This is a genomic window from Salipiger bermudensis HTCC2601 (genome assembly GCF_000153725.1).
Taxonomy (GTDB): domain Bacteria; phylum Pseudomonadota; class Alphaproteobacteria; order Rhodobacterales; family Rhodobacteraceae; genus Salipiger; species Salipiger bermudensis.
The window spans coordinates 185,843-199,823 of the sequence record NZ_DS022277.1; the positions used below are offsets into that span (position 1 = coordinate 185,843).

Genomic DNA, 13,981 nt, shown 5'->3' on the forward strand with positions numbered 1-13,981 from the left:
CCAACAACCCTCCGGACAGTGACATGACCCTTCCCCATCGTGCCGCCCTTGCCGCTGGCGCAAGCCTCTTGGCGCTGGCCACCGCCGCCTCGGCGCAGTCGACCGCTGACCTCTACGACCTCGGCACGCTGGTGGTCGACGGCTCTGCCGATCCCTCCGATCCGGTGCCGGGCTACGTCGCCACCACCGCCGCCACCGCCACCAAGACCGGCACGCCGATCCTCGAGACGCAGCAGTCGATCTCGGTCATCACCGGCGAGCAGATCGAGGATCAGGGCGCCACCACGCTGGGCGACACGCTGGGCTACACCGCCGGCCTGACGGCGCAGCCCTACGGCACCGACCCGCGCTTCGACGCGCCGACGATCCGCGGCTTCGACGGGTCGGATGCGCAGTATCTCAACGGCCTGCGCCTGATCCGCGACCTCGGCGCGCCGGCCTTCGAGATCTACTCGCTCGAGCGGGTCGAGGTGCTCAAGGGCCCGTCCTCGGCGCTTTACGGTGCCGGCATTCCGGGTGGCGTGATCAACCAGATCCAGAAGCGGGCGCAATTCCTCAGCTTCGGCGAGCTTGGCGTGGGCGTCGGGGACCCCAAGGCCACCGAGGGCTTCGTCGACTACAACCACGCCTTCTCCGACACCTTTGCCGCCCGCATCACCGCGGTGGCCCGCGACAGCGAGGAGGATGTCGAGGAGCTGACCAACGAGCGCAAGTATATCGGCCTCGCCACCCGCTGGGCGCCGACCGCCGCCACCCAGATCGAATTCCTCGGCTCGTGGCTGAAGGACAGCCCGATCACGCCCGCGGGCGTGCCCTACGGCCTTGTCGACAAGGTCGATGACGACGATCTGCGCAGCTTCTATGCCGGCGATCCGAGCGACGATGACAGCGAGCGCGAGATGCTCAACCTCGGCTTCTCGGCGCATCAGGAGATCAACGCCGACTGGTCGGTCGATGCAAATTTCCGCTACCAGAAATTCGACTGGGACTACACCGGCTTCTACGTCAACAGCGTCGATGCCGATCGCGATACCATCAGCCGTGGGGCCAACGACACCTCCGAGGACAGCTACACCCAGAACCTCGACCTGCGCCTTAACGGCCATTTCGACACCGGCGCCGTGGCGCACAGGGTTGTCGTCGGCCTTGATGCCCGGCGCTACGGGGTCGAGAGCGAGACCGGCTTCCGCTATGCCGACCCGATCAGCTATTCCGACCCCAGCTATGACGGCGCCAATCTCAGCGATGCGTGGTATGTCTCCGCCGACGACCTGACGCTCGAGCAGATCGGCCTCTACGCGCAGGACGAGATGTCGTTCGGCAACTGGCGCGCCAGCCTCGCGCTGCGCCACGACTGGACCAGCCAGACCGGCAGCACCTACACCAATTTCGCCGGGACCTCCCCGGTGGATCAGGAAGACGAGGCCACCACCGGCCGCGCCGGCATCTCCTATGTCTTCGACAACGGCCTCGCGCCCTACCTGAGCTATGCCACCTCGTTCGACCCCGAGATCGGCACCGACAACAGCGGCAGCGCCTTCGAGCCGACCCGCGGGCGGCAGTGGGAAGCCGGGGTGAAGTACCAGCCGCTCGGCTTCGACGGCTTCTTCTCGGCGGCGGTCTACAACCTCCGGCAGGAGAACGTGCTCTCGGCCTATACCGACGCCAACGGCATCGGCGATTACCGGCAGGAGGGCGAGGTTCTGTCGCGCGGCATCGAGCTGGAAGGCTCCGCCGATCTGGCGCAGGGCTGGAACATCCGCGGCCAGTACAGCTGGAACGACACCAAGGTGCTGAGCGGCGACAATGACGGCAAGTTGCTGGCCAATGCCCCCGCGCACAACGCGAGCCTGTGGCTGAACTACCAGTTCGCCTCTGCCAGCGCGCTTGACGGGCTGCAGCTCGGCGGTGGCGTGCGCTACATCGGCGAGCGCTATGGCGATGCGGCCAACAGCTATGATCTCGAGGACGTGACGCTGGTCGACCTTCAGGCCTCCTACGCGATCACCGAGGATCTCGGCATGTCGGTCAACGTGTCGAACCTCTTCGACGAGGCCTATGTCGCCAATTGCGGCTCCTTCGGCTGCTACTACGGCGATGGACGCACCGTGCAGGCCCGCCTGACCTGGAAGTGGTAAGCTCTCGCACAAGACACCTGAAGCGCCGCGCTCTCCTGCGCGGCGCTTTGTCGTCGCTGGCCCTCGCCGCGACGCCCGGCCTTTCGGCTGGCGGGGAGGCGCGCGTCGCGGCGATCGACTGGGCGATGCTCGAGACGGCGCTGGCGCTCGGGGTGACGCCGGTCGCGGCCTGCGAGCTGATCCGCTTCCGCGCCGACGCCATCGAGCCGGAGGTGCCCGAGAGCGTCACCGACCTCGGCCTGCGTGGGTCTCCGAATTTCGAGCTGCTTCAGCTCACCCGGCCGACGCTGATCCTGACTTCGCCATGGTACGCCCAGATCGCGCCGCGGCTCGAGGCGATTGCGCCGGTGTTCTCGCACGCGGTCTACACCGGTGAGCCGCCCTTCCCGCTGGCCGTCGCCGGGATGCACGCGCTGGCCGAACGGCTGGGCCGCGAGGCGGCAGCGCGCGCGGCAGAACGTGCCGCGATGCAAACGCTTGAAAGCCTGCGCGCCCGTCTGGCGCCGCTGCGTGCGCGCCCGGTCTATATCGTCCAGATCGGCGACGCGCGGCACTTTCGCGCCTTCGGCCCCGACAGCATGTTCGGCAATGTCGCCGCGTTGCTCGGCCTCGAGAACGCGTGGACCGCGCCGACCGAGTTCAGCTTTGCCGCGCCCACCCCGCTCGAGCGGCTCGCCGCCCGGCCCGAGGCGCGTATCCTGTCGGTCGGACCCATCCCGCCGGGGGCAGCGCCGGGACTGCGCCGCTCGGTGCTGTGGAATCGGCTCACGCCGGTGGCCGAGGACCGGTTCGAGGTCCTTCCGCCGGTCAACCCGTTCGGCGCGGTACCCGCCGCGCTGCGCTTTGCCCGGCTCGCCACCGAGGCGCTGGAGCGCATGGCATGAAGTTCGTCCTGCCGCTCGCCTTGCTGCTCTCGGCCCTGCTCTGGGCGCTGGCCGCGCCTTCGGGTCTGCCGGATCGGTTCGCGACCGAGGCGCTGAGCCTCGACGAATTGCTTATGCTCTATGGCCACATGCCGCGCGGGGCCATGGCGCTCGTCGCTGGGGGCTGTCTCGGGCTTTCGGGGGCGCTGTTGCAGGTGGTGCTGCGCAACCCGATCGCCGACCCTTCGACACTGGGCATCTCGTCCGGTGCGCAGTTGGCACTGGTGGCGGTGACGGTGCTCTTTCCGGGGTTACTTGGCTGGGGCCGCGCGCCGGTGGCATTGGCGGGCGCCGGCGCCGCGGCGGCGCTGGTCATGGGGATGGGCGCACTGCGTGGCTTCCACCCGGTGACCATGGTGATCGCTGGCATGCTGGTCTCGCTTTTCGCCTCGTCTTTCGCGGGCGCGCTGACGCTGGCGCAGGGTCAGTATCTGTTCTCGCTGGTGGTCTGGACCGGGGGCTCGCTGGTGCAGACCGGCTGGGGCCCGGTGCTGGCGCTTGCGCTGGTGCTGGCGCTTGGCGGCGGGCTCGCGGCGCTGATGGCGCGTCCGCTGTCGGTGCTCGGGCTCGAGGCCGAGAGCGCGCGCGCGCTCGGGCTTTCGGTGGGCCGGGTGCGGGCGCTGGCGGTGGTGCTGGCCTGCGTGCTGGCGGCGAGCGTCTCTGCCGCGGTGGGGCTGGTGGCCTTCGTGGGCCTCGCCGCCCCGGCGCTCGCCCGCGCGCTGGGAGCGCGCCGCCCGGGGCAGATCCTCGCGCTGGCACCGCTCACCGGCGCGGTGCTGCTGTCGCTGGTCGACGGGCTGGTGCTGACCGCCGCCGGCTACGGCACCGAGATGTTCCCGACCGGCGCCGTCACCGGCCTGATCGGCGGCCCGCTGCTGCTGTGGCTGCTGCCACGCCTGCGCGCCACGCCGCCCCCTGCCCCCGACGCGCACCTGCCACGAAAGGCTCGCCCGCTGCGGCGCGTGGGGCTGATCGCCCTTGCGACGGTCGTGCTGCTAGGCCTGCTGCTGATGCTCGGCCGCACGCCCGACGGCTGGAGCCTGCTCGACCGCGAACGCCTCGCGCTGTTCCTGCCGAACCGCCTGCCACGGCTCGCCGGGGCCGCCGCCGCCGGGGGCCTGCTGGCGCTGGCCGGCGCGGCGCTACAGCGGCTGACGGCCAACCCGCTCGCCTCGCCGGAGGTTCTGGGCGTCTCGGGCGGGGCCGCGATCGGCTATGCCGGGGTGCTGTTCCTCGCCGCTGCGCCCTCGGCCGTCGCACTGACGTCCGGCGCGGCGCTTGGCGGGGCGCTGGCCATGGCGGTGCTCACCTGCGCCGTGCTGGGCCGCGACGCACGGCCCGAGCGCCTGCTTCTGGCCGGCGTCGCGGTCTCGTCGCTGGCCGCGGCGCTGCTGTCGATCCTGATGGCCGCCGGCACGATGAAGAGCTTTGCCGTGCTCGCGTGGCTCTCGGGCTCGGCCTCGGCGCTCACGGCATCCGGCGCGGCGCTGCTGGTCGCCCTGCTCGCCTTCGCCTGCGCGGCGGCGGTGCTGATGGCGCGCTGGCTCACCATCCTGCCGCTCGGCCCCGAGGTCGCCCGCGCGCTCGGCCTGCCGCTGCGTGGCGCCACGCTCTGTGTCGTCGCGCTTGCGGCGCTGGCCACCGGTGCGGCCACGGTGCTCGTCGGCCCGCTGAGCTTCGTCGGGCTGATGGCGCCGCACCTTGCCCGGCGCTGCGGGCTTGCGCAGGCGGTGCCGCACCTGCTTGGCAGTGCCGCTCTCGGCGCGGCCCTCATGCTCGCCGCCGATTTCGGCGCCCGCATGGCGAGCTTTCCCTATGACCTGCCGCTCGGCCTCTTCGCGTCGCTTCTGGGCACGCCCTGGCTGATCTGGATGATGCTGAGGCGCCCGACATGACCGCGCTCTACACCCTTTCCGACGTGACCCTGACCGTGCCCGGCCGCACCTTGCTGCACGGGCTCGACCTGAGCCTGCCCTCTGGCAAGGTGACCGGGCTGATCGGGCACAACGGCTCGGGCAAATCGACGCTGCTGAAACTGCTCTCGCGCCAGACGCAGCCCACGCGGGGCAGCATCACTTTCGCAGAGCGTCCGCTGCCCGACTGGCCGACACGCGCGCTTGCCCGCCATCTCGCCTACCTGCCCCAGCATCCGCCCGCCGCCGAGGGGCTGAGCGTGCGCGAGCTGGCGGCCCTTGGGCGCTACCCTTGGCACGGCGCGCTTGGTCGTCCCGGCCCCGAGGACCGCAACGCCACCGATGCCGCCATCGCCGCCTGCGGACTCGACGGCCTTGCCGCGCGCCGCGTCGATACGCTCTCGGGCGGCGAGGCGCAGCGGGCGTGGCTTGCCATGCTGATCGCCCAGGAGGCCGGCACCCTGCTGCTCGACGAGCCGATCTCGGCGCTCGACATCGCGCATCAGGTCGAGGTCCTGACGCTGGTGCAGAGCCTCAGCCGCGCGCGCGGACGCTCCGTCGTGGTGGTGCTGCACGATCTCAACATGGCGGCACGCTATTGCGACCATATCGTCGCGCTCAAATCCGGGCGGCTGGTCTTCGAAGGCACTCCCGACGACCTGATGACCCCGGACCGTCTTCATGACATCTATGGCGCGCGCATGGAGGTCATGACCCGCGCCGACGGCTCCCCCGTCGCCCTCCCCGTGTAAGGCCCAAAATGCTCAGACAGTTCTTCGACTACTACCGCCCGCACATGCGGCTCTTCTGGCTCGATTTCGGCTCTGCCGTGCTCTCGGGCCTGCTCGAGCTGGCCTTTCCGCTGGCCATCGCGGGCTTCATCGACCACCTGCTGCCGGGCGGCGACTGGGGGCTGATCGTACTGGCCTCTGTGGCGCTGGTCTGCGTCTACGTCATCAATGCCGGGCTGATGCTGGTGGTGACCTACTGGGGCCACATGCTGGGCATCAATATCGAGACCGAGATGCGCGCCCGCGCCTTCGGACACCTCACCCGGCTGGGCTGGGGCTGGTTCGACCGCGCCGAGACCGGCAAGCTCGTCGCCCGTGTGACCCGCGATCTCGAGGAGATCGGCGAGGTCGCCCATCACGGTCCCGAGGACCTCTTCATCGCCATCATGACCTTTGCCGGCGCCTTCGGGCTGATGCTCTGGCTGCACCCGCCGCTGGCGCTGATGACGTTGGTGATCGTGCCGGCGATGGGCTGGCTTCTGGCAGTCTATGGCGGCCGGATGACGCGGACCTGGCAGGCGATCTACGGCCGCGTGGGGGCCTTCAACGTGCGGCTCGAAGAAAGCATCGGCGGCATCCGCGTGGTGCAGGCCTTCACCAACGAGGCGCATGAGCGCGCGCTCTTCGCCGAGGATAACGCCCGCTACCGCGCCACCAAGCTCGACGCCTACCGCATCATGGCGGCGCTGAGCGCGCTGCAGTATTCCGGCATGCGGCTGGTGCAGGTGGTGGTGATGGTGGCCGGCGCGGGCTTTGTCTTCGAGGGCGCAATGAGCACCGGCGACTACGTCGCCTTCCTGCTGCTGGTGGGCGTGTTCTTCCGCCCGCTGGAAAAGATCGCCGCGGTGATCGAGCTCTACCCCCGCGGAATCGCGGGCTTCCGCCGCTATCTCGAACTTCTGGACGAGCACCCCGAAATCGCCGACGCCCCTGAGGCGCGCGAGGCCCCGGCCCTGCGCGGCGAGATCGCCTTCGACAATGTCGAGTTCACCTATGACGGGGCGCGCGGCGTCTTGCACGGCGTGTCACTGACCGTGCAACCCGGTGAGACCGTGGCGCTGGTCGGACCCTCCGGCGCCGGCAAGACCACGATGATGGCGCTGGTGCCGCGCTTCTACGAGCCCACCGCCGGCGAGATCCGCATCGACGGGCTGCCGCCGGCCTCGTTGACCCTCGAGAGCCTGCGCCGGCAGGTCGGGCTGGTGTCGCAGGACGTGTTCCTGTTCGCCGGAACCCTGCGCGAGAACATCGCCTATGGCCGGCTCGGTGCGACCGAGGAGGAGATCCTCGAGGCGGTGCGCGATGCCCAGCTCGGCCCGCTGGTCGACAGCCTGCCGAGCGGGCTCGACACGGTCGTGGGCGAGCGCGGGGTGATGCTCTCGGGCGGGCAACGCCAGCGGGTCGCCATCGCGCGGGTCTTCCTGCGCAACCCGCCGATCCTGCTGCTCGATGAGGCCACCTCGGCGCTCGACCGCTCGACCGAGCGCGAGGTGCAGGCGGCGCTGGCGCGGCTCGCGGTCGGACGTACGACGCTGATCATCGCGCACCGGCTCGAGACCATCCGCCACGCCGACCGCATCGTGGTGATGGATGGCGGGCGCATCGTCGAGATCGGCAGCCACGATGATCTGGTCGCCCGGCAGGAGGCCTATTTCCGGCTGCTGGACTGACGCACAGGGGTGCGCCAACTGAAGGGGCACAACGCAGGTCGCGACGATAGGACCGGCGCCGGGCGGTGTGCTCACTCCGTACCCGAGGCGCCCATGACCGGGCGCCACTCTCGGCTCTCGCCCTGCCCGACGCGGTTCAGCGTCATCTCGAGCCGGAAGGTCTCGGGTAGGTAGAGGGCCTGCAGATACTCGACCCCACGTCCCTCGCGATCGCGCACGATCCGTCGCAACGACAGGAGCGGTGCGCCCGTCGCGACGGACAGCGCCTCTGCCACGTCTGCGCGGGCAAGCGTCGCGCTGACCGACTGGTGCGCGCTCTCCACCTCGACCCCGGAGCGCTCGAGCAGGGCATAGAGCGGCGAACTCGCAAGGTCGGTCTCGGTGTAGTTCCGTGCGATCCGCTCGGGGACGTAGGTCGTCAGGTAGGACATCGGGCGGTCCTTGTAATAGCGCACCCGGATCGCTGTCTGGCACCTCTCCGACGGATCGATGGCCATCTGTTCGGCCACGTGAGGCGGCGCGATGTCATAAGTAAAGGACAGTAGGCGGGCGGTCGTTTCATGGCCGATCTGTTCCAGCTGCGGGATCAGCTTCGTGAAGTCCGCGTCCAGAGGTGCCTCCGCGACGTGGCCGCGAACGGCTCCGGTCTGGTCCCGCTTGATCAGGCCCTCGTCTTCGAGCGCGGCCAGCACCTTGCGCACCGTGGCGCGCGAGACTCCATACTCGGCGGCGAGGCGGGTTTCCCCGGGCAAGGCCGCCCCGTCCGCATGCGCCCCTGCGGTCAGACTGTCGCGAAGCAGAAGATAGACTCGACGGGCTTTGCCGCCCGGAGCCAGACCGATTGTTCCACTCATCCCTGTTCCTTCCGACCGAATGACCCGACGCAGTGCCACTTGTTTGGGCAGGTTAGTCGGCCAGACCAGCCAAGCAAGTGTCAAGTGGACCAAACCGTTTGACGTGCAAAAATATAGCCATCTATTTGTAGTGCACATAATACAACTATGTTTCGCCGCCTTTGACGATACGCCCGGATTGAAGCCACGAATGACACAGAGCACAAATCCTGACCCCATGGCCTTCGCCGCGCTGACGCAGCGCTCGGAGCAGACTGCCACCCAAGCCGAGGCCATGCGGCCCGGCAGCCACGACACCTCTGCCACGCAGACCGGCGCGGCGCTCTGCAGCCACGCAAAGATGGCCGAGAGGCGCTGCCCGGGTCAGCGGGAGGTCTAGGGCGATGGAGAAGACACAGCCCGACCCCGTCACCGCCCTGATCCGCGACCGGCTCGACGGAAAGCGCGCCCTGCTGGACGAAGAACTCGCCCCCTGTGCCGCCGAAAGCGCCGCGATCGGCGCGGATGTTGCGGGCTTTCGCAACCGCCTGTCGCCCGGCTGCGGCCCCTTCGACTTCGAACTGGGGAGCCGCCGGAAATGAGCCGCGACATCCGCCTGCTGTCCATCGCCGAGCTTCAGGCGCGCTATTCTGATGGCAGCCTGACGCCCTCCGAGACGACCGAGGCCTGTCTGTCCCGCGCCGAAGAGATGAATCCCGAACTGGGCGCCTTCATCTCGATAGACGCTCAAGCCGCGCGCGCCGCCGCTCAGACCCCGCGGCCGGGGGCGCTTTCGGGTGTGCCGCTGGCTCACAAGGACATCTTCGCGACCCCGGACCGGCAGCCCGGGTGCGGCGTCGTGCGCGGGGCGCTGCCCTGTCCACCGCTGCCTCCGTCACCGCTTCTGGCACGCATGGAGGCGGCCGGCGCCATCGACCTCGGTCCGCTGAACATGGCCGGGTTCGCGCTTGGCACGACCGGCGCGAACGCTCTGGTGGGCGATGCCCGCAACCCGTGGGACCCGGCCTTCTGCACCGGCGCCTCCTCGTCCGGCTCGGCGGTGGCGGTCGCGGCGGGGCTGGCCTTCGGATCGATCGGAACCGACAGCGGTGCCTCGGTACGGGTTCCTGCCGCGCTGTGCGGCATCGTCGGCTACATGCCCGAACACGGTGCGCTGGACGGCACCGGCTGCTTCCCGCTGAGCTGGTCCGCGGACCGGCCCGGCGTTCTGGCGCGCAACGTGGCCGACGCGGCCCTGCTGACGGCGGTGGCGCGGGGGCAAACGCCTGCACCGGTCGAACGCCCGGCGGGTCCACTGCGCATCGGCCTGCCCGAAAGCTACTATACAGAAGGCCTCAGCCCCGCGATGGCAGATGCGTTCAGCGCGGCGATCCGGCATATCGAGCAGTGCGGCCACAGCATCGTGCCCGTTCCGGTGGTCGAGACGACCGAGATGCGCTCGCTGCACCGGGCGCTGATGCGCACCGAGACCGCGGCGGTCCATCGCGCGATGATGTCGAGTCACCCCGCGCTCTACGAGCTCTCGGTGCGCAAGTTCATCACCGGCGGCGAGGGGATCCTCGCGGTGGATTACGTGGATGCCCTGAGGCTGCGCGCGGTCATGCAGGCCGAGGCGCGCCAGCTGACCTATGCCCATTGCGACGTGCTGCTGACGCCGACGACCCGCTCGCCCGCGCTGCGCTACGACGCGATCGCCGACACCTCTCGCGCAGAGACATGGGCACAGGTGACCGGGCTTGCGCATTTCACCCAGCCCGCCAGCTACCTTGGCCTGCCCGCCATCTCGGTGCCCTTCACGCTGAGCCCGGACGGGCTGCCCCTTGGCGTTCAGCTGATCGCCCCCGCCGAACGCGAGGCGACGCTGCTGTCCGCGGCCTTGGATTTCGAGCGCCATTGGACCGACCTTGCGGCCTTCCCGCCCCTTGCCGGCTGACCCGGCACCCCGCGAACACCCCAACAGGAGAAACAAAATGACGACGAAAATGACCCGCCGCGCCTTTGCCAGTATGGCACTTGCCGCCCCGTTGGTGATCCGCTCGGGCACCCGGCTCTCGGCACAGACGCTGAGGGAAATCAATTACATCACTCCCTACGGCAACTCCACCGTCTACGCCCCCGACTACGTGGCCATCACCAATGGCTACTTCGAGGAGCAGGGCCTCAAGGTGAACCTGATCCCCGGCAACGGCTCCTCCGCGTCGGTCCAGCAGCTGCTGGCTGGCCAGGTCCAGATCGCTCGCACCGGCGGGCTCGACCTGATCGCGGCGCTGTCGACCGGCAACGCGCCGATCCGCGCGTTCGGCACCATCGCCCACACCTCGACCTGGTGGATCATCTCGGGCGCCGACGCGCCGATTGAGACCCCCGAGGACTTCCGGGGCAAGACCATCGGCATCGTTTCGGCCGGTGGCGGATCGGAAAAGGTGATCGACATCCTTCTGGCCGGCGCCGGCGTGCCCAAGGACGAGGTCACCTTCCAGGTGGTCGGCAACTCGCCCGGCTCGATGGACCTGATCGAGATGGGCCGCCTCGACGGCTTCATCGGCGACATGTCCGTCTGGGCGCCGCTGAACGATCGCGGCGCGGCGATGCACGCGATGTCGCTCGACCCCTACATGGACGTGCCGGGGCAGGTCTACTTCACCACCAACGAGATGCTTGAGACCGACCCCGATGTCTGCCTCGCCTACATGCGTGCCGTGAAAAAGGCGGTTCAGGTCATCGAGGCCGACGAGACCGGCGCCGCCAGCATCGAGGCGATGATGCCCTTTGCGTTCCCGGAGCTCGACACTCCCGAGGCCGCGACGCTGACGCTGCAGGCCGAGAAGGAGCTGTGGGTCGCCCGGGGCGACGAGGGCATCGGCAAGATCTATCCCGAGGCCTTTGCCAAGGGCTGGGAACAAATGGCCGCCGCGAACCTGTCTGATCCCGACATGGACCCCTCGGTCGCCTACACCACCGCCATCTCGGATCAGCTCTGAGCCAACGCAAGCACGAACAGGACCACAATGACTGTCGCTATTTCATGCCAACAGGTCAGCAAGACCTACGAGACCCGCAACGGACCGGTGAATGCCCTGAGTCCCTGCGATCTCGAGATTTCACCTGGCGAGTTCGTCGTCCTGCTGGGGCCCTCGGGCTGCGGCAAGACGACCCTGCTGCGCATGATCGGCCGGCTTCATGACCACACGTCCGGTTCGCTTGATCTGACCCCTGTCGAAGCCGGTGAAACCACCACCGGCTTCGTCTTCCAGCAGGCCAACCTGATGCCCTGGATGACCGTGGAGGAGAACGTGGCCCTGCCGCTGCGTCTCAAGAAACAGCCCAAGGCCACCCGGATGGAGACGGCGCGCGACCTGTGCAGCCGCGTGGGCCTCGAGAATTTCACCAAGAGCTGGCCCCGCGAGCTCTCGGGCGGCATGCAGCAGCGTGTCTCGATCGCACGCGCGTTGGCCGATGACCCCCAGCTTCTGCTCATGGACGAACCCTTCGGCGCGCTGGACGCGCTGACCCGGACCCGCATGAACAGCGAGCTGGAACGGCTGTGGATGGCCTCCGGCGCCACCGTGGTTCTGGTCACGCATTCCATCACCGAGGCGATCATGCTGGCCGACCGCATCGTGGTGATGAGCGCGCGCCCCGGTCGCATCGTCAGCGAGACCCGCGTGCCATTCCCGCGGCCACGCGGCACCCAGATCGAGAACACCCCCGAATTCCAGGCCATCGCGGCCGACCTTCGCAGCCAGTTGGAGCACTGACATGAACCGGATCAGGCATTTCGCACCCGGCATCGTGTCGGTCGTGGGCTTCTTCGCAGTGTGGGAGATCTACTGCCGCATGTCGGGGATCAACCCGCTCATCCTGCCGCCGCCCAGCCAGATTGGAGCGATTTTCTTCGACGTCGCGCTGGATCCGCGCACCCTGCGCCACGCCAGCATTACCCTGACCGAGACACTGGCCGGCTTCGGGCTTGCCACGGTGATCGGTATGACCGTGGGCTGGGCCGTCGCCGCCTCTCCGCTGATCGAGCGCGCGGTGCACCCGTTCATCGTCGCGAGCCAGGTCATCCCCAAGGTGGCGCTGGTGCCGCTGTTCGTGGTCTGGTTCGGCTTCGGCATGACCTCGAAGATCGTCGTGGCGGCCGTCATCGCCTTCTTCCCGGTGCTGGTGAACACCGTTCTCGGCCTGCGCTCGGTTCAGCCCGGGCACGCGGATGTGTTCCATTCGCTGAAGGCCACCCTGTGGCAGCGCATCTGGCTGCTGCAAATTCCTTCGGCCCTGCCGGCCATTCTGGCGGGCATGGAGATGGCGATCGTGCTGGCCACGATCGGCGCCGTGGTCGGCGAATTCCTCGGCGGCAGCAGCGGCCTTGGCTACATGGCCGTGGCGACGATGAACGCCTTCCAGACCGACCGTCTGTTCGTCATCATCATCCTGCTGACGCTCATCGGCTTTGTCCTCTACGCCATGATGGCGGGGCTGAAACGCGCGCTCGTCTCATGGTCGGACAACCAGAAGGCAGGGTCCTGAGCCATGCTCGAACCCGATGAGAACCAGCGCCTGATCCTCGATACGGTCGACCGTTTCATGGCGCGCCACATGCCGTCCGAAGAGGCCGGCCGCCGGGACGAGGCCCACACCCCGCCATATGACCTGCTGCCGCATCTCGGTGAAGCCGGGTTTCTGGGACTGCCCGTCCCGGAGGCGCATGGCGGGCTGGGCCTCGACTGGACCACCATGGCGCTGGTGCAGGAGCGGCTGGCCTGGCACGCCTATGCGGTCGGCTCGATCGTCAACCGCGTGGTGGGCTTCGGGGCGATGTCGGTCCTGTCCTACGGATCCGAGGCCCAGAAGGCCCGGCTGCTGCCGCGCATCACCTCCGGGCGCTGCCTGATCGCGCTGGCCCTGACAGAACCGCAGGCGGGATCGGATGCGGGTGCAATCCGCACCCGGGCCGAGCGCAGCGGCGATGGCTGGGTCCTGACCGGCGGCAAGACCTGGATCAGCGACGCCGGCGGCGCCGATTACCTGCTGACCGCCGCGCGCACCGACCCCGACAGCCGTGGCTCGCGCGGGGTCTCGATGTTTCTCGTGCCGCGCGACGCGCCCGGCATCGCCATGACCCAGATCCCCAAGGTCGGCAACAATTGCATGCCGAGCTGGGAGATCGGCCTTGATGGCGTGCAGGTGGGCGCGGAAGCGCTGATGGGCGAGGAGGGCAAAGGGTTTTCCGGCCTGATGTCGACCCTGCACTACTCGCGCGCCAGTATGGCCGCGACGGTGCTGGGCTGTGCGCAGGCGGCGCTGGATCTCACCATCGCCCATGCCAAAGAGCGCAAGCAGTTCGGGCGCCCCATCGGGTCGTTCCAGACCATCCGCCACCGGATCGCCGACATGCAGATGCGCGTCGATGCCACCCGGCTGGTCGTGCGCCACCTCGCCTGGATGATCGCCGAGGGGCGCGACAGCAGCCGCTTTGCCTCGCAGGCGAAGGTTCAGGCCACCGAATGCCTGCAATTCGTGACCGATCACGGCATGCAGATCCTCGCCAGCGCCGGCTATGCCCGCGAAAGCGCCATGCAGCGCTACTGGCGCGACGCACGGCTCTATTCCTTCGGGGAGGGCTCGAACGAAATTCAGCGCGACCTCATCGCGCGCCAGCTTGGCCTTTGAGACGCGCCGAGGCGCAAGG

General features: G+C 68.8%; 13 protein-coding genes. 12 read left to right on the forward strand and 1 reads right to left on the reverse strand.

The window, feature by feature from the left end; genetic code table 11:
• Window positions 1-23 precede the first annotated feature (23 nt).
• Genes R2601_RS20110 through R2601_RS20130 form a run of 5 tightly spaced genes read left to right on the forward strand, consistent with a single transcriptional unit; the run spans window position 24 to window position 7,435 of the window.
• Window positions 24-2,138, forward strand: a complete 2,115-nt coding sequence (locus tag R2601_RS20110) for a TonB-dependent siderophore receptor (protein WP_040545587.1) — start codon at window positions 24-26, stop codon at window positions 2,136-2,138.
• Between the two features lie 47 nt (window positions 2,139-2,185).
• On the forward strand, window positions 2,186-3,022 hold the full coding sequence (locus R2601_RS20115) for an ABC transporter substrate-binding protein (protein WP_007801749.1): 837 nt from the start codon (window positions 2,186-2,188) through the stop codon (window positions 3,020-3,022).
• A complete protein-coding gene (gene fhuB / locus R2601_RS20120) occupies window positions 3,019-4,956 on the forward strand; it encodes a Fe(3+)-hydroxamate ABC transporter permease FhuB (RefSeq protein WP_007801750.1) in 1,938 nt (645 codons plus the stop codon). The genes R2601_RS20115 and fhuB overlap by 4 nt, the downstream gene beginning before the upstream one ends.
• Window positions 4,953-5,726, forward strand: coding sequence for an ABC transporter ATP-binding protein (locus tag R2601_RS20125; RefSeq protein WP_007801752.1), 774 nt, complete (start codon window positions 4,953-4,955; stop codon window positions 5,724-5,726). Before fhuB ends, R2601_RS20125 begins: the two co-directional genes overlap by 4 nt.
• Window positions 5,727-5,734: 8 nt before the next feature.
• On the forward strand, window positions 5,735-7,435 hold the full coding sequence (locus R2601_RS20130) for an ABC transporter ATP-binding protein (protein WP_007801753.1): 1,701 nt from the start codon (window positions 5,735-5,737) through the stop codon (window positions 7,433-7,435).
• A 71-nt stretch (window positions 7,436-7,506) separates the two neighbouring features.
• On the opposite strand, the gene R2601_RS20135 is transcribed toward R2601_RS20130, so the two are convergent.
• A complete protein-coding gene (locus R2601_RS20135; RefSeq protein ID WP_007801754.1) occupies window positions 7,507-8,289 on the reverse strand; it encodes a GntR family transcriptional regulator in 783 nt (260 codons plus the stop codon).
• Between the two features lie 190 nt (window positions 8,290-8,479).
• Between R2601_RS20135 and R2601_RS26705 the strand changes: the two genes are divergently transcribed.
• Genes R2601_RS26705 through R2601_RS20165 form a run of 7 tightly spaced genes read left to right on the forward strand, consistent with a single transcriptional unit; the run spans window position 8,480 to window position 13,962 of the window.
• Entirely contained in the window at window positions 8,480-8,668 is a 189-nt protein-coding gene (locus tag R2601_RS26705) for a hypothetical protein (RefSeq protein ID WP_144266936.1), read from the forward strand.
• A gap of 4 nt (window positions 8,669-8,672) precedes the next feature.
• Complete coding sequence (locus R2601_RS20140) at window positions 8,673-8,870, forward strand: hypothetical protein (protein WP_007801756.1); 198 nt, start codon at window positions 8,673-8,675, stop codon at window positions 8,868-8,870.
• Window positions 8,867-10,222, forward strand: a complete 1,356-nt coding sequence (locus R2601_RS20145; protein ID WP_007801757.1) for an amidase — start codon at window positions 8,867-8,869, stop codon at window positions 10,220-10,222. Before R2601_RS20140 ends, R2601_RS20145 begins: the two co-directional genes overlap by 4 nt.
• A 37-nt stretch (window positions 10,223-10,259) precedes the next feature.
• The gene (locus tag R2601_RS20150; protein ID WP_040545589.1) at window positions 10,260-11,270 is read left to right on the forward strand and encodes an ABC transporter substrate-binding protein; all 1,011 of its coding nucleotides are present in this window, start codon (window positions 10,260-10,262) and stop codon (window positions 11,268-11,270) included.
• Between the two features lie 27 nt (window positions 11,271-11,297).
• Window positions 11,298-12,047: an ABC transporter ATP-binding protein gene (locus R2601_RS20155; RefSeq protein WP_007801759.1), complete on the forward strand. Its 750-nt coding sequence runs from the start codon at window positions 11,298-11,300 to the stop codon at window positions 12,045-12,047.
• 1 nt (window position 12,048) lies between these two features.
• Entirely contained in the window at window positions 12,049-12,819 is a 771-nt protein-coding gene (locus R2601_RS20160) for an ABC transporter permease (protein WP_007801762.1), read from the forward strand.
• Between the two features lie 3 nt (window positions 12,820-12,822).
• Window positions 12,823-13,962: an acyl-CoA dehydrogenase family protein gene (locus R2601_RS20165; RefSeq protein ID WP_007801763.1), complete on the forward strand. Its 1,140-nt coding sequence runs from the start codon at window positions 12,823-12,825 to the stop codon at window positions 13,960-13,962.
• The last annotated feature ends 19 nt before the right edge of the window (window positions 13,963-13,981 follow it).